Here is a 15,427-nt window from a genome sequence, read left to right as displayed (position 1 = left end):
GTGCGCAGAGCCCCGCCCCGGGGAGGGGCGGGGCCCTACGCGGCTGCGGCGCCGGCGGGACGCGGTACGCCGGCCTCCCGTGCGTACCGCTCCACCACGACGCGGGCCACTTCCGGCGCCGCGCCGAGCACCGGGGCGAGGAGGTCGGCACCGCCCTCGCGGGCACCGGCGGCGATCCGGTCCGGCAGGCGGCCGGGGGCCAGCACATAGGGGGCGACCGCGACCCGGCGGGCGCCCTCGGCGCGCAGCGCCCGTACGGCGTCGGCCGTCCGGGGCGGGTTGGCGGAGGCGAACGCAGGCCGCACGGCACACCAACCGGTGGTACGCCGCCACTCCCGCGCGATATCAGCGATCACTGCGTTCGCCTCCGGGTCGGAGGACCCCGCGGACGCCAGCACGACGCCCGTCGAGGCTGCGTCGCCGGGCACCAGCCCGGCGGCGCGCAGCCGCCGTTCCAGGGCGGCGACCAGCAGCCGGTGCGGGCCCAGCACACCGGCCGGCCGGACGGTCATACCCGGCAGTCCGGGTGCCGCCTCGGCCAGGACCGCCGGCAGGTCCGTCTTGGCGTGGTAGGCCCGGGTCAGCAGCAGCGGGACGACGACGGTCTGACGCACTCCGGCCGCGTACAGGCCGTGCAGCGCCTCGGCCGGCGAGGGCGTGTCGAAGTCGAGATAGCCGGCCGCCACCCGGACGCCGGGCAGCAGTCGCCGCACCCGGGAGGCCAGCGCGGCCGTCGTCGCGGCATGCCGGGCATCCCGGCTGCCGTGGGCGACCAGCAGCAGTGCGGGTGCGGCGGGGTGCGGGGTGCGGTGCATCAGCGCAGCAGCCCCCGGTGCCGCAGCACCCGCCGCTCGACGGGCGCGAAGACGAGCAACTCGATGCCGATGCCCACCAGCAGGATGAGCAGGATCGCCCCGAGCACCAGCGGCATGTCCTGGTAGGAACGGCCGGTGTCCAGCAGGCGGCCCAGCCCCACGCCCAGTTCGGGGGAGGTGGCGATCAGTTCGGCGGCCATCAGGGAGCGCCAGGAGAACGCCCAGCCCTGCTTGAGCCCGGCGACGTAGCCGGGCAGCGCCGCGGGCAGCAGCACATGGCGGACGCCGCGCAGCCCGGTTGCGCCGATCACCTTGCCGGCGCGCAGGTGCAGCGGGTCGATGCGGTCGACGCCGGCCACCAGCCCGTTGGCGATGGAGGGGACGGCACCCAGCAGGACGACGGCGTAGATGGTGGCGTCCGTCAGCCCGAACCAGATGATCGCCGCGGGCACCCACGCCACCGACGGCAGCGACTGGAGCCCCGAGAGGATCGGCCCGATCGCGGCCCGCACGGGCCGCACCCTGGCCACCAGCAGCCCCAGCGGCGTACCGATGACGAGGGCCACCACGAAGCCGAGCGCGCCCCGCGAGACGCTCTGCCAGACGACGCCGAGGATGGTGCCCTTGTACCACTCCTCGGCCAGCGCGTCCCACACCATCAGCGGGCTCGGCAACTGGTAGTCGGGCTTGAGGTGCAGCGCGAACGCCGCCTGCCACAGGGCCAGTACGAGCACCACGGCGATCAGCGGCGGCAGTGCCTTCTGCCGCAGCATCCTCGGGAGCGGGGTGCGGGTCGTGGCGCGGGTGTCGAGCGCGTCGAGGCCCGCCTCCAGACCGGCCAGATCACCGCCGGGCCCGCCGCGCGCGGGCGCGGCCGGGGCGCCGGACGCCACGGTGTCCTCCCGGCGCGGGGTGAGGTCACCCTCGGACTTGGGCTGGGTCTCAGTGCTGGCCATGGCGGCGGATCTCCCCCCGGAGCTGTTCGGTGATCTCGACGGACAGCCCGGCCACGTCCGCGTCCTCGATCCGGCGCGGCTGCGGGATGCCGACCTCCCATTCGCGGGCGATCCGCCCCGGGCGGGAGGAGAGCAGCACCACGCGCTGGGCCAGGCGCACGGCTTCGCGGACGTTGTGCGTGACGAAGAGGACCGCCACCCCGGTCTGCGCCCACACGCGGGTCAGCTCCTCGTGCAGCACATCGCGGGTGATGGCGTCCAGCGCGGCGAACGGCTCGTCCATCAGCAGCAGCCGGCTGTCCTGCGCCAGCGCCCGGGCCAGCGCCACCCGCTGCCGCATCCCGCCGGACAGTTCGTGGACGCGTTTGCGGTGGGCGCCCTTGAGCCGGACGAGTTCCAGCAGCCGCTCGGCCTCGGCGGGGCGGTCGGCCTTCGCCATGCCGCGCATCCTGAGCGCCAGTTCGATGTTCCTGCCCGCAGTCAGCCACGGGAAGAGCGCGTGCTCCTGGAACATCAGCGCCGGGCGGCCCCCGGGCACCTCGATGGTGCCGGCCGTGGGCGCGTCCAGGCCCGCCACCAGATTCAGCAGCGTGCTCTTGCCGCAGCCCGAGGCGCCCAGCAGGGTGACGAACTCGCCGTCGGCGACGTCGATGCTGATGTCGTCCAGCACCTGCTGGGCACCGAACGCCTTGGAGACGTGCGCTATCCGGGCCGCGGCGCCCGTCTTCGCGGTGGTCACGGTCGCGGTCACTGTTGCACCTCCTGTGGTCCGTCGGTCCCCGGCCCCGCCCCGGTGCGTCGTGGCGCGGGGCGGGGTGGGGGAGTGGTCACTTGCGGCCCAGACCGGCGTCCGAGACGGTGGGGCGGCCCTCGCTCCTGAGCACCCGGTTGAGCGGGGCGAGGTCGTAGATCCCCTTCAGGTCGGGCTTCTTCAGCAGCCCCGCCGAGACCGCGTGGCCCGCCTGCCCGCGCAGCGTCGCCGCCAGCGGGTCGTCGGTCACCTCGATCTGCCGGAACGCCGCGTCCAGCACCGCGTCCGGCAGCGGTTTGCCCGCGTCACGGCGCAGCGCCGCGTTGATGTGCTTCTTGGCGGCGCCGGGGTGGGAGCGGATCCACGCGTTGGTCTTCACCGAGCCGCGCAGCACCGCTTCGACGACCGCGGGGTGCTCCTTGAGGAAGTCCTGCCGCACCACCAGGTTGGTGGTGACGAACTTGCCGCCCTTCCACAGTTTCTTCTCGTCGAGCAGTGTCCTGGCGCCGGCGTCGACGAGCTTGGCGGCGGTCGGTTCGGGCACCCAGGCACCGTCGATGCCGCCCTGCCGGAAGGTGGTCGGTATCTCTTTGTTGTCCTGCCGCAGTACCGAGGTGTCGCCCTTGCCCGTCTCGGGGCTGACCTCGATGCCCTTGCTCTTCAGATAGTGCAGCAGGGCGACGTCCTGGGTGTTGCCCAGCTGCGGGGTGGCGATCTTCTTGCCCCTGAGGTCGGACAGGGAGCGGATCTTGCGGGGGTTCACCACCAGGGAAGCGCCGCCGGAGGTGGCGCCGCCGACGATGCGCAGGTTCTTCCCGCCCGACTGGACGTACCCGTTGATGGAGGGGGAGGGGCCGACCCACGTCATGTCCACGGCCTTGGCGTTGAGCGCCTCGATGGCCGAGGGCCCCGCGTTGAAGACCTGCGTGCGGACCTTCGTCCCGCCCAGTTCGCGGGGGATCTGCCCGCCGGAGCGGAGGCCGACCAGCGGGGTGGCGTGGGTGACGTTGGGGAAGTAGCCGAGCTTCACCTCGTCCAGACCGTCCACCTTCTTGCCCCCCACGGTCTTCGGGCCGTCGTTGTCGACGGCCTTGGAGCCGTAGCCGCACCCGGCGGCCAGCAGCAGGGCCGGGAGGGCGACGAGAGCGGTCAGCGCGCGGGGGCGTCGGGTCGGCAGCGGGCGGCGGGTGCGGGGCACGGGAGGGTCCTCTCGGGAGGGAAGCGGCGGTGTGCGGACGGCGGGGCGGCGTGCGGACGGGCGCACGTCACCGCGCACATCGCCCCACTCCGCCCTGGCCGCTGCCGCGTGCGCCGCTGCCGATGCGGCCACCGGTCTGGTCGAAGGTCGAGAAGACCTCTCCCGGGATGCCCATGGGTCAGAAGTCCCAGCCGTCGTCGTCCGGGGCCGGGGCCGGGGCCGGCCGCGCCGTCGCGTCGGCGAACGCCTCACCGGCCATACCGGCGGTCAGGGTGGTGCCGTCGGCGGGGTCGATGAGGAGGAAGGAGCCGGTGCGGCGGGAGTGCGCGTACGCGTCGACGGGCAGCGGCTCGGCGGTGCGCAGCACCACGCGGCCGATGTCGTTGGCCGCCAGTTCGCCCGGTTCCGGGTGCTGGGACAGGTCGTCGAGCGTCAGCCGCGAGGGGATCTGTTTGACCAGGGCCTTGACGGTGCGGGTGGCGTGCTTGAGCAGCACCCGGTCCCCCGGCCGCAGCGGGCGGTCGTGGAGGTGGCAGACCGTCGCCGTCACGTCCCGGCCGGGCCGCAGCGCGGCGTCGGCCGGGGCGATCACGTCGCCGCGCGAGACGTCCAGGTCGTCGGCGAGCAGCAGGGTCACCGACTGGGGCGCCCACGCCACGTCCACGGCCTGGCCGAGCGCGTCGATGGCCTCGATCGTGGTGGTGCGCCCGGAGGGGTGGACGGTGACCCGGTCGCCGACGCGCAGCACCCCGGAGGCGATCTGCCCGGCGTAGCCGCGGTAGTCGGGGTGCTCGGGGGTGCGCGGCCGGATGACGTACTGGACGGGGAAGCGGGCCGCGTCGTCGGTCGGGTCGTGGGTGACCGGCACCGTCTCCAGGTGTTCGAGCACGGTGGGGCCGCTGTACCAGTCCATGTGCGCGGAGGGCGTCACCACGTTGTCCCCCTCCAGCGCGGAGATGGGGATGGCGGTCACCTCCGGCACGCCCAGGGAGGTGGCGTACGCGGTGAACTCGTCGGCGATCCGGGCGAAGACGTCCTCCCGGTAGCCGGCCAGGTCCATCTTGTTGACGGCCAGCACCACGTGCGGGACCCGCAGCAGGGCGGCGACGGCGGCGTGCCGGCGGGTCTGCTCCACCACGCCGTTGCGGGCGTCCACCAGGACGACGGCCAGCTCGGCGGTGGAGGCACCGGTGACCATGTTGCGGGTGTACTGCACGTGCCCGGGGGTGTCGGCCAGGATGAACCGGCGCCGCGGCGTGGCGAAGTAGCGGTAGGCCACGTCGATGGTGATGCCCTGCTCGCGTTCGGCCCGCAGCCCGTCGGTGAGCAGCGCCAGGTCGGGGGCCTGCTGGCCGCGTTCCTGCGAGGCGCGGGAGACGGCCTCCAGCTGGTCGCTCAGCACGGACTTGGAGTCGTGCAGCAGCCGGCCGACGAGGGTGGACTTGCCGTCGTCCACGCTGCCCGCGGTGGCGAAGCGCAGCAGCGAGGTGGTGGCCGTCGCCGCGGTGGCCGGACCGTCGGGACGAAGGGTGTCGGTCATCGTCAGAAGTAGCCTTCCCGCTTGCGGTCTTCCATCGCGGCCTCGGAGAGCTTGTCGTCGGCCCGGGTCGCGCCCCGCTCCGTCAGCCGGGAGACGGCGATCTCGGCGATGACCTTCTCCACCGTGTCGGCGTCCGAGTCCACGGCGCCGGTGCAGGACATGTCGCCGACGGTGCGGTACCGCACCAGACGCCGCTCCACCCGCTCGCCGTCCTTGGGGCCGCCCCAGTCGCCGGGGGCCAGCCACATGCCGGAGCGGGAGAAGACCTCACGCTCGTGCGCGTAGTAGATGGCGGGCAACTCGATCTTCTCCCGGGCGATGTACTGCCATACGTCCAGCTCGGTCCAGTTGGACAGCGGGAAGACGCGGACGTGCTCGCCGGGCGCGTGCCGTCCGTTGTACAGCTGCCACAGCTCGGGGCGCTGCCGGCGCGGGTCCCAGCCGCCGAACTCGTCCCGCAGCGAGAACACCCGCTCCTTGGCGCGCGCCTTCTCCTCGTCGCGGCGCCCGCCGCCGAAGACGGCGTCGAACCGGTTGGCGGAGATCGCCTCCAGCAGCGGCACCGTCTGCAACGGGTTGCGGGTGCCGTCGGGCCGCTCGCGCAGCGTGCCGTTGTCGATGTAGTCCTGCACCGAGGCCACGTGCAGCCGCAGCCCGTGCTCGGCCACCGTGCGGTCCCGGAAGTCCAGCACCTCGGGGAAGTTGTGGCCGGTGTCCACGTGCAGCAGCCCGAACGGCAGCGGCGCCGGCGCGAACGCCTTGAGCGCCAGGTGCAGCATGACGATGGAGTCCTTGCCCCCGGAGAAGAGGATCACCGGGCGCTCGAACTCGCCGGCCACCTCCCGGAAGATGTGCACCGCCTCCGACTCCAGCGCGTCCAGGTGCGTGAGCGCGAACGGGCTGTCGGTCTCCTCCTGTGCGGTCACCGCCGTGGTCAAAGCAGTCCCCTCTCCGTCAGCAGCGTGTGCAGCGCCCCGGCCGACTCCTCGACGGTGCGGCCCTGGGTCTCAAGGCGCAGGTCCGGGGCCTCGGGCACCTCGTAGGGGTCGTCGACGCCCGTCAGCCCGGTCAGTTCGCCCGCCGCCTGCCTGGCGTACAGGCCCTTGACGTCCCGTTCGGAGCACACGTCCAGCGGGGTGGCGACGTGCACCTCCAGATAGGCGGTGCCCTCGGCCTCGTGCCGTTTGCGGACGGCCTCGCGGCTGTCGGCGTACGGTGCGATGACCGGCACCAGCACCAGCACCCCGTGCGAGGCGAGCAGTTCGGCGACGAAGCCGATGCGCTGGACGTTGGTGTCGCGGTCCGTGCGGGAGAAGCCCAGCCCCGCGGTCAGGAAGGTGCGGATCTCGTCGCCGTCCAGCACCTCGGTGCGCCGGCCCGCGCCGCGCAGCCGTTCGGCCAGCGCCTTGGCGAGGGTGGTCTTGCCGGCGCTCGGCAGTCCGGTCAGCCACACGGTGGCGCCGCGGTTCCCCATCGTCCCTTCCGTTCGCATCGTCCCTCCGGCCGTCATCCGTGCAGCCCGCACTCGGTCTTGCCGCGTCCCGCCCACCGGCCGGCGCGGGCGTCCTCGCCGGCCAGCACCCGGCGGGTGCAGGGGGCGCAGCCGATGGAGGCGTAGCCGTCGGTCAGCAGCGGGTTGGTCAGTACGCCTCTCTCGGCGATGTAGCGGTCCACGTCCTGCTGGGTCCACCGGGCGATGGGGGAGACCTTGACCTTCTGCCGCTTCTCGTCCCAGCCGACGACGGGGGTGTGCGCGCGGGTGGGCGACTCGTCGCGGCGCAGCCCGGTCGCCCAGGCGTCGTAGCCGCGCAGCCCTTCCTCCAGCGGCTGCACCTTGCGCAGCGCACAGCACAGGTCCGGGTCGCGGTCGTGGAGCCGCGGCCCGTACTGGGCGTCCTGCTGCTCCACCGACTGACGGGGCGTGAGGGTGATGACCTCCACGTCCATGACGGCCTCGACGGCGTCCCGGGTGCCGATGGTCTCGGGGAAGTGGTAGCCGGTGTCGAGGAAGACGACACGGACACCGGGGAAGACGCGCGAGGCCAGGTGGGCGACGACGGCGTCCTCCATGGAGGAGGTGACGCAGAAGCGGTGCCCGAACGTGCCGGCGGCCCAGCGCAGCACGTCCAGCGCGTCCGCCTCCTCGAAGTCCCGGCCCGCCTGTTCGGCCAGCGACCTGAGCTCTTCGGGAGAGCGCTGCTCCGCTATGTGTGCGGTGCTCATGGGGTGGGGTCCTCTCCGTGTGCCGACCGCAGCCCGGAGGCCAGCAGCCCGAGGAATTTCAGCCGGAAGGCCCGGTTGCACGCGGCGCACTCCCAGGCCGCGCCCTGTCCGGGGGCCGTCGGCTCCTCGCTGGGGCGCAGGTCCTCGTCGCCGCAGTAGGGGCAGTGGAACGGTGCGGCGCGCTCGCTCACCGGAAGTCTCCGTCCGCTCGGCTCACTTGAGATCACTCTCGTCGGCGCGCGCCGCCCACTGGGCGAACCGCTCGCCGTCCTCGCGCTGCGCCTGGAAGGCCCGCAGCACACGTTCGATGTAGTCGGGAAGGTCGTCGGCGGTCACCTTCAGCCCGCGGACCTTGCGGCCGAAGCCCGGCTCCAGGCCGAGCGAGCCGCCCAGGTGCACCTGGAAGCCCTCCACCTGGTTGCCGTCCGCGTCGGTGACCAGCTGCCCCTTCAGTCCGATGTCGGCGACCTGGATACGGGCGCAGGAGTTGGGGCAGCCGTTGAGGTTGATGGTGACGGGCTGGTCGAAGTCGGGCAGCCGACGCTCCAGTTCGTCGATGAGCCAGGAGCCGCGGCCCTTGGTCTCCACGATGGCCAGCTTGCAGAACTCGATACCGGTGCACGCCATGGTGCCGCGCCGGAAGACGGAGGGCCGGGTGGTCAGGTCGAGCGCCTCCAGGCCCTCGGCCAGCGACTGCACCTGGTCCTCCTCGACGTCGAGCACGATCATCTTCTGCTCGACGGTGGTGCGCACCCGGCCGGAGCCGTGGGCCTCCGCCAGGTCGGCGATCTTGCTGAGGGTCGCGCCGTCCACGCGGCCCACGCGCGGGGCGAAACCGACGTAGTAGCGGCCGTCCTTCTGCCGGTGGACGCCGATGTGGTCGCGCCACTGCTGCGGCGGCTGCTGCGGCGGGGGGCCGTCGAGCAGCTTGCGGCCCAGGTACTCGTCCTCCAGCACCTGCCGGAACTTCTCCGCGCCCCAGTCGGCGATCAGGAACTTCAGCCGGGCCCGGTTGCGCAGCCGCCGGTAGCCGTAGTCGCGGAAGATGCCGGTGACGCCCTCGTGGACGTCGGCGACCTCCTCCAGCGGTACCCACGCGCCCAGCCGTACGCCCAGTTTGGGGTTGGTGGACAGCGCACCGCCCACCCATACGTCGAAGCCGGGCCCGTGCTCGGGGTGTTCGACGCCGACGAACGCCACGTCGTTGATCTCGTGTGCGACATCCAGCAGCGGCGATCCGGAGACGGCCGTCTTGAACTTGCGGGGCAGGTTCGAATAGGCCGGGTTGCCCACGACGCGGCGGTTGATCTCCTCGATGGCCGGGGTGCCGTCGATGATCTCGTCCTCGGCGATCCCGGCGACGGGCGAGCCGAGGATGACGCGGGGGGTGTCGCCGCACGCCTCGGTGGTGGACAGCCCCACACCCTCCAGCCGCCGCCAGATCTCGGGCATGTCCTCGATGCGGATCCAGTGGAACTGGATGTTCTGCCGGTCGGTGATGTCGGCGGTGCCGCGGGCGAACTCCTGGGAGACGTCGCCGATGACGCGCAGCTGCCCGGTGGTCAGCCGACCGCCGTCGATGCGGACCCGCAGCATGAAGTACTCGTCGTCCAGCTCCTCCGGCGCCAGGACGGCGGTCTTGCCGCCGCTGATCCCGGGCTTGCGCTGGGTGTAGAGGCCCCACCAGCGCATCCGGCCGCGCAGATCGGAGCCGTCGATGGACTGGAAGCCGCGGTGGGCGTAGATCGTCTCAATGCGTGTCCGCACATTGAGACCGTCGTCGTCCTTCTTGGTCTGCTCGTTGCCGTTGAGCGGCGTGAAGTGACCAGCGGCCCACTGCCCTTCGCCGCGGTGGCGTCCCGTCTTGCGGCGGGCGGGGGCTGGGGGGCGCTCGGAGGTGTCGGCCATGGCTGAGATCCTTCGGGCAGGGGACGCGGGCACACACAGGTCGGGTGCGAGCGGGCTCGGCGGTCGGGGCGGTTCGGCCCGAACGGTGCTCACCGTACGGTGAAACCGCCTGTACGCAGGGCATACGACACCGGTCACGATGCTGCGCCCGCGACGGTGGGGGCGGCGGATCCGGTGCGGTGGTGCCGGGACGGCGTCAGGGGAGAAGTGTCAGAACGGCGGTGCTGTGACTGTCAGCTCGCCGGACAGATGGCGCTGGACACGCGAGCGAGGTCGACGTGACGTCGACTCACCAAGGCGATTCCGGCGCGAGACATGACGGAAGCGTTGCACGGCCGTCTGATGCCAGTCCACTGTTGTCTGCATGGCGGACAAAAGCGTTTCGAATGATGAGATGAGCGCGGTGCGCGAGGGCGGGCCGGAGACTGAGGGCGGGACCGGGGGGTCAAGCCCCCCGGCCAGGGGTCCGGCTCGTGGGTCCGGGGGTTCAGGCCCCCGGCCAGGGGCCCGGCTGCGGCACGGCCGGCTCGTCGGCGGTCTCGGTGCGGTAGACGCGGAAACCACGCCGCTCGTAGTTGGCGCGGGCGTGCCGGCCGTCGCGCGAGCAGGTGTGCAGCCACACCCGGCCGGTCTCCGGACGGTCCGCCCAGCGGCCGGCCAGGTCCCAGGCCCGGGCGACACCGAAGGACAGCAGATGGCCGCCGATACCCCGGCCGCGGAAGGCCGGCAGCAGCCCGAAGGAGCTGACCTCCACCTCGCCCGGCACACTCGCCCCGTCCAGCTCGATGTACCCGGCGGGCGTGCCCCGTTCGTAGGCGACCCACGTCTCGACCCCGGGCCGGTCCAGGAAGTCCCGCCACCGGGCGTACGGCCACGGCAGCCGGTCCACCCATGTGTTGTCCGCGCCCACCGAGGCGTACAGGAACCGGTTCAGCTCAGGGCTGGGCACCTCGGCGCGGGCCACGGTGACACCCGCACCCTCGTCGGGCACCCGCGCGGGCACCAGATCACTCGGTGAGGTCTGCTCCAGGTACCACGTGGTGACGGTGACGGTCGCACTCATGGACGACACCCAATCATGGGCGGCTCAGCGGAGCATCCGCAGCCCCCGTACGCGGTTGACGGCGGCGGCCGTCTCGAACCGGCGGGGTACGGCGAAGTCCTCGTCCCGCACGGTCAGCAGCGGCCCGGTCGCCCCCTCCGCCAGCACCTCGTCCAACAGGTCCAGCGCCTCGGCGAGCGTCCGCCTGCCGTCCAGGAAGCCGCGCCGCACCATCAGTTCGAGGGCCAGGCCGATACCGGTGACCTGCCGCGGATCGGCGATCTGCTCGACGGCGCGCAGATCCACCTCGTGGTCCCCGAAGGAGAGCACGTCCTCACCGCGGGCCCGGATGCGGGAGCGCCCGCGCACCTGCGCGTCCAGCGACGCCGGATCCGGCACCCGCGGCACCACGCCGGGGAACGACTCCGCCTCGGCGTGCCGCCCCGTGGGCACCGCCGCGATCTCGTGCGCCCGCGCGGTCACGTCAAAGGGCCGGTAGGCGTCCATCATCACCACCCGGTCGGCGACCTCCAGATAGTCGCCGGAGCCGCCCATTACCAGCACGGTGGAGACGCCGTGGTCGCGGTGCAGGGAACGGATGGTGTCCACCAGCGGGGTCAGCGGCTCGCGGTCCTTGGCGACCAGGGCCTGCATCCGCGCGTCCCGGATCATGAGATTCGTCGCCGCGGTGTCCTCGTCGATCAGCAGCACCCGCGCCCCCACCTCGACGGCCTCGCACAGGGCGGCGGCCTGCGACGTGGAGCCCGAGGCGTTCTCGGTGGAGAAGTCCGCGGTGTCCGACCCGTCCGGCAGATGGTCCACGAACGCGTGCACATCGACCCGCTCCACCCGCCGGCCGTCCTCGGCGCGCAGTTTCACCGTCTCATGGCGTGAGACGACCAGTTCGCGCCCGTCGCCCGGCACATGGTCCCAGATGCCCGTCTCCAGCGCCCGCAGCAAGGTGGACTTCCCGTGGAAGCCGCCGCCCACCACGAGGTTGACCCCCTCCGGGACGCCCATGCCGGTGACCGCGCCGGCGTGCGGCAACTCGACCGTCACCCGCAACTGTCCGGGAGAGGCGAACGGCACCACCCCGGCGCCGGCCGCCGGCCGGTCGTCCACGCCGCTGCGGCGCGGCAGCACGGCGCCGTCGGCCACGAACGCCACCAGGCCCAGCCCCGGCAGCGCCTCCCGCAGCGCCACCGAGTCCTCGACCGTCTCCACGAAGCGGCGCACCTCCCGCGCGTCCAACGCCTCGTGGCGCAGGGCCGCTTCGGCGGCACGCGGCAGCACCTGGCACAGCAGCCGCTCGGCCTCGTACCCGTCGATCCGCCGCCCGTGCCCGGGCAGGGCCACGCCCAGCCGCAGGGTCACCGCGCCGTCGTCACCGCTGACCGTGCAGGAACTGCGCTCCAGCACCTCCTGGCCGCCCGCGTCCACCCGCAGCGCCTTCTCGCCGCGCAACTCCCGCGCGGCCTGCCGCACCAGGTAGGAGGCCAGGGCCCGCCGCCGGGTCGCCGTGTCCCACAGTTCGCCGGGCAGCCCGGCCAGCCGGCCGGGGACGTGCACGGCTACCCGGGCCGGCGGCGCGTACGGGTCCGACTGCGCGCGCACCAGCTCCAGCGTTCCGCCGCCCGGCAGCTCCCACCGGCCGACCAGGGACTTGTACCGGCCGTACTGGGCCCCCTCCAGGGACCGCAGTTGGTCCGCCAGCCCGGTGCGCGGGCCGCGCCCCGAGTGCTCCTCGTGCCCCGGGCGCCCGGTGTGCTCCCACGACGGTCCGCCGCGCCCGCGCGGACGATGACCCCCGCGCGGCCCGCCCCGGCCGCCCGCGTGGCCGCCGCGCCCGTACGGCCGCCCGCCGCCGCGCCACCGGCCCCCCGCGTCACCGAACTCCTCGCGCACGCCGCTCCCGCCTTTCCGTCCGTGTCCGACCGTGTCCGATCGCGTCTGTGTCCGTGCTCGTCGTCTCGTTCCGCCCGGCCGGTCCGGGGGCGTCCGGACGCCGGTGGTGCCGACCCTACGGCCACCGGACGGCCACCCCGAAACGCCCACGCGCGCACGGAGTCCGCCCCGTGCCCCGTGGAGCGGCTGTCCCTGAAAAGGGTCTAATTCCCCTGAACGCCCACTTCTTCGAAAAAAGCTCCATATTCTCTACTGCTGTGCGGAGGTACGGGAAACCGCCGTCCCACCGGCCGGCAGAAGGGGGCACCTCATGTCCGCACTCCGCTGGGCCGCGGCCCTCGGCAACGCCGACTGGCATCTGTGCGCCCCCCTGCTCGTCGCCCTCGCCGCCGCCTGGCACACCGACATCGCCACCGTCACCACGGGGGTGGCCGCCTACTCGCTCGGCCAGGGGCTCGCGCTGCCGCTGTGGGGCTGGCTGGCGGACCGGTACGGGCCCGGATGCAGTCTGCGCACCGGCCTGGTCGTCGCCGCCGCCGCTTCGGTGGGCTCCGCCCTGTGCCCCGGGCCCGGCTGGTGGGTCGCCCTGCGCACCGCGGCCGGCGCCGGCTTCGCCACCGTCACGCCCTCCGTCTCCCTCTACTTCGAGACGCTGCGCCCGGCACCCGCCCGGCAGCGCGCGTTCGCCGCCCTCACCACCGTCACCGCGGCCAGCGCCCTGGCCTCCCCGCTGCTCGCCGACACGGCGCTGAGCATCGGCTCCTGGCGCCCCGCCTTCGCCGTGATCGCCCTGCTCACCGTGGTGACGGTATGGCGCATCGGCGCCGTCTGCCCCCACCCGCTGCCTGCCGCGCCGCCTGCCCGCGGACGCGCCCCCGCCTCCGGACCGGGCCCGGAACCGCTCCCCGCGACCCGGGCGCGGCCCGACCCGGCACCGCTGCCCGCCGCGTACGCGTACGCCACGGTGCTCGGCCTGGGCGCCGCCGAAGGCACCGTCATGCTCGGCCTCCCCTCCCTCCTCGCCCCCGCCCTGGCCACCACCGGCGCCGCGACCGCCACCTCCGCCGTCCTGGTCAGCTACGCCCTCGGCGTGCTCGGCAGCACCCTCGTACTGCGCCGGCACGCGCGTCTGTGGCGGCCCGCACGGCTGCTGGCCACCGGCGGGACCCTCGGCGCGGGAGGCGCCGTGCTGGCCGCCCTGGTGCCGGGCGCCGCCGTGCTGATGGTCTGCGCCGCCCTGCTGGGCACCGCCTGGGGCTATCTGCACACCACGCTCCAGACGTGGCTGCCACGCCTCTTCCCGCCCTCCGCCCGGGCCCGCGCGGCCTCCCTCTTCTCCGCCGCCGCCATACTGGCCAGCTCCGCGACGGTGGCCGTCACCACCTCCCTCCTCCAGGAGGGCCGGCACACCGTGGTCTTCGCCACCGGCGCCGCCCTGTGCGCCGCGCTCACCTGCTGGACGCTGCTGGTGGCCCGCCGCCGCTGGCGCTGACGGGCGGCGGCAGGGGAGGGAGCCGGTGGCCCGGCGTCCGTCAGCCGGGGTCGCCGCCCTCGGGAACGGGAGCGCCGGAGGGCATCCCGGCGGCCACATAGGCGTCGTAACGGGCCCGCCAGTCGCCGGCCGCCTCGCCGTGCGGACCCGTCGGGGCGCCGCCGGTCAGCAGCTTCTCCAGCTCGCCGAGGCACACGTCCCAGCCCGCCGCGTTGCGGGCGGCGGCGTCCCGCTCCTCCAGCACGTCGGTGAGGGCCAGCAGACAGCCCTCACCGCGCGGCCCCAGCTCGAAGAGCAGCTCGTCACCGCCCCAGGTGTAGCCGAGCCGGTGCGGCGGGTCGAACTCCAGCACCGTGCCGAAGCCGTCGTCCGCGTACGGGTCGCCCGCGAACTCGATCCGCCCGCCCACGGTCTGCTCCATGGCGACGGTCGGCGACGGGAACCACGCGGCCAGCTCCGCCGGTTCCGTCAGCGCCTGCCACACCCGCCCCGCCGGTACCGGGAACGGGCGCTCCAGCCGTACCGCGGGCTGACCGTCCCGCTCCACGAAGACCCCCAGCTCGCTGCTCATCCTCACCCACGCCCTTCGCCGGGAAGCCCCGCCTCCCACTCCGCGCCGTGAGGGCCGGGACGGGGGCGACCGTCCCGCCGATTGTCGCTCCGCGGCGCCGGCGCCGCCGCCCGGGGACGCCGCACGGGGGAGGCGGGGCGGCGCTCCCGGTGCGTGGGGCGGGGACGCGAGCGCGGCGGGGGCCCGTACGGCGGATCCACCGGACCGGGACCACGCCGGGTGTCCGGCTGGCTAGGCTCGCGCCATGACCACCACCTGGGATCCCGGGGCCGCGGGCGTGCTCCGCCTGCCCTCCGGCCGGCTGGTGCGCGGACGGGGGCTGCGCCGTCCGCTGCCGCCGGGCCCCGAGCCGCAGTTCGGCCTCTATCTGCTGGGACGCGAACCGTCCCCCGTCGCCTGGGAGCACCGCTGGCTGCGCTGGCCCGACTTCCGGCTGCCCGCCGACCGGGCCGCCGCCCGCCGGGCACTGCACCAGGTGTGGGAGCGGGCGGCCGGTGAACGGGTGGAGGTCGCCTGCGGCGGCGGCCTCGGCCGTACGGGGACGGCACTGGCCTGTCTGGCCGTACTGGACGGGGTACCGCCCGCCGAGGCCGTCGCCTACGTCCGCGAGCACTATGCGCGGCGGGCGGTGGAGACCCCCTGGCAGCGCCGCTACGTGGCGCGGTTCGGGCCCGCCGCGGAACCGTCCGCGGGCCAGGAGACGGAGTAGCCGCCACCGGCGAAGGTGATGGGCGCGGGCAGGGCCGCCGGTTCACCGGGCCCGGCGGTGGTCGCCCGGATGTGCCCGCCGTACCCCGGCTCGGCCACGTGCGGCGCCAGCAGGCCCAGCAGGGCGTCGAGGTGGCCCAGATCGTCCTCGTGCCAGTGGGTGCGGCTGAAGAGCCCCCAGGCGTGCCGGTCCGCCGGGCGAGCGCGCCGGCCTCGCCGCCGGGCAGGTCGCTGCCCGGGTCCGGTTCCAGCAGCGGCCAGGGGTCCGCTTCGGGCGCCGCAGGCCCGGAGCCGCCGGCCGCGTCGCCCAGGTGCCCG

16 protein-coding genes are annotated in these 15,427 nt (G+C 74.1%); 2 read left to right on the top strand and 14 right to left on the bottom strand.

Features of this window, described 5'->3' with window-relative positions:
- Nucleotides 1-35: 35 nt before the first annotated feature.
- From IO40_RS0102475 to IO40_RS0102415, 13 genes are all read right to left on the bottom strand, one after another.
- Complete coding sequence (locus tag IO40_RS0102475) at nt 36-815, bottom strand: sirohydrochlorin chelatase (RefSeq protein WP_031174768.1); 780 nt, start codon at nt 813-815, stop codon at nt 36-38.
- Complete coding sequence (locus IO40_RS0102470) at nt 815-1,771, bottom strand: ABC transporter permease (RefSeq protein WP_016470538.1); 957 nt, start codon at nt 1,769-1,771, stop codon at nt 815-817. Before IO40_RS0102470 ends, IO40_RS0102475 begins: the two co-directional genes overlap by 1 nt.
- Nucleotides 1,758-2,522, bottom strand: coding sequence for an ABC transporter ATP-binding protein (locus IO40_RS0102465; protein ID WP_016470539.1), 765 nt, complete (start codon nt 2,520-2,522; stop codon nt 1,758-1,760). The genes IO40_RS0102470 and IO40_RS0102465 overlap by 14 nt, the downstream gene beginning before the upstream one ends.
- A gap of 76 nt (nt 2,523-2,598) precedes the next feature.
- Complete coding sequence (locus IO40_RS0102460) at nt 2,599-3,720, bottom strand: ABC transporter substrate-binding protein (RefSeq protein ID WP_016470540.1); 1,122 nt, start codon at nt 3,718-3,720, stop codon at nt 2,599-2,601.
- A gap of 178 nt (nt 3,721-3,898) precedes the next feature.
- Nucleotides 3,899-5,260, bottom strand: coding sequence for a sulfate adenylyltransferase subunit 1 (locus tag IO40_RS0102450; RefSeq protein ID WP_016470542.1), 1,362 nt, complete (start codon nt 5,258-5,260; stop codon nt 3,899-3,901).
- A 2-nt stretch (nt 5,261-5,262) separates the two neighbouring features.
- Nucleotides 5,263-6,198 (bottom strand): sulfate adenylyltransferase subunit CysD, encoded by a 936-nt coding sequence (gene cysD, locus IO40_RS0102445; protein WP_016470543.1) that lies wholly within the window; start codon nt 6,196-6,198, stop codon nt 5,263-5,265.
- Complete coding sequence (gene cysC, locus IO40_RS0102440; protein WP_234029821.1) at nt 6,195-6,734, bottom strand: adenylyl-sulfate kinase; 540 nt, start codon at nt 6,732-6,734, stop codon at nt 6,195-6,197. The genes cysD and cysC overlap by 4 nt, the downstream gene beginning before the upstream one ends.
- Before the next feature lie 32 nt (nt 6,735-6,766).
- A complete protein-coding gene (locus IO40_RS0102435; RefSeq protein ID WP_016470545.1) occupies nt 6,767-7,483 on the bottom strand; it encodes a phosphoadenylyl-sulfate reductase in 717 nt (238 codons plus the stop codon).
- Nucleotides 7,480-7,674: a hypothetical protein gene (locus IO40_RS0102430; protein ID WP_016470546.1), complete on the bottom strand. Its 195-nt coding sequence runs from the start codon at nt 7,672-7,674 to the stop codon at nt 7,480-7,482. The genes IO40_RS0102435 and IO40_RS0102430 overlap by 4 nt, the downstream gene beginning before the upstream one ends.
- 22 nt (nt 7,675-7,696) lie before the next feature.
- Entirely contained in the window at nt 7,697-9,391 is a 1,695-nt protein-coding gene (locus tag IO40_RS0102425) for a nitrite/sulfite reductase (RefSeq protein ID WP_016470547.1), read from the bottom strand.
- Between the two features lie 233 nt (nt 9,392-9,624).
- Entirely contained in the window at nt 9,625-9,708 is an 84-nt protein-coding gene (locus IO40_RS39730) for a putative leader peptide (protein ID WP_338108387.1), read from the bottom strand.
- Nucleotides 9,709-9,878: 170 nt separating this feature from the next.
- Nucleotides 9,879-10,454 (bottom strand): GNAT family N-acetyltransferase, encoded by a 576-nt coding sequence (locus tag IO40_RS0102420; protein ID WP_016470548.1) that lies wholly within the window; start codon nt 10,452-10,454, stop codon nt 9,879-9,881.
- Between the two features lie 24 nt (nt 10,455-10,478).
- On the bottom strand, nt 10,479-12,338 hold the full coding sequence (locus tag IO40_RS0102415; protein ID WP_016470549.1) for an ABC-ATPase domain-containing protein: 1,860 nt from the start codon (nt 12,336-12,338) through the stop codon (nt 10,479-10,481).
- A 310-nt stretch (nt 12,339-12,648) separates the two neighbouring features.
- Between IO40_RS0102415 and IO40_RS0102410 the strand changes: the two genes are divergently transcribed.
- Nucleotides 12,649-13,830 (top strand): MFS transporter, encoded by a 1,182-nt coding sequence (locus IO40_RS0102410; protein ID WP_016470550.1) that lies wholly within the window; start codon nt 12,649-12,651, stop codon nt 13,828-13,830.
- Nucleotides 13,831-13,870: 40 nt separating this feature from the next.
- Here the strand turns inward: IO40_RS0102410 and IO40_RS0102405 are convergent, their stop codons facing one another.
- Complete coding sequence (locus IO40_RS0102405; protein ID WP_016470551.1) at nt 13,871-14,401, bottom strand: SRPBCC family protein; 531 nt, start codon at nt 14,399-14,401, stop codon at nt 13,871-13,873.
- 244 nt (nt 14,402-14,645) lie between these two features.
- Between IO40_RS0102405 and IO40_RS0102400 the strand changes: the two genes are divergently transcribed.
- Nucleotides 14,646-15,110, top strand: coding sequence for a protein-tyrosine phosphatase family protein (locus IO40_RS0102400; RefSeq protein ID WP_016470552.1), 465 nt, complete (start codon nt 14,646-14,648; stop codon nt 15,108-15,110).
- Nucleotides 15,111-15,427 lie beyond the last annotated feature (317 nt).

The sequence above is a fragment of the Streptomyces albus subsp. albus genome (genome assembly GCF_000725885.1).
In the GTDB taxonomy this organism is placed as follows: domain Bacteria; phylum Actinomycetota; class Actinomycetes; order Streptomycetales; family Streptomycetaceae; genus Streptomyces; species Streptomyces albus.
This window is presented reverse-complemented; position numbering and strand designations above follow the sequence as displayed.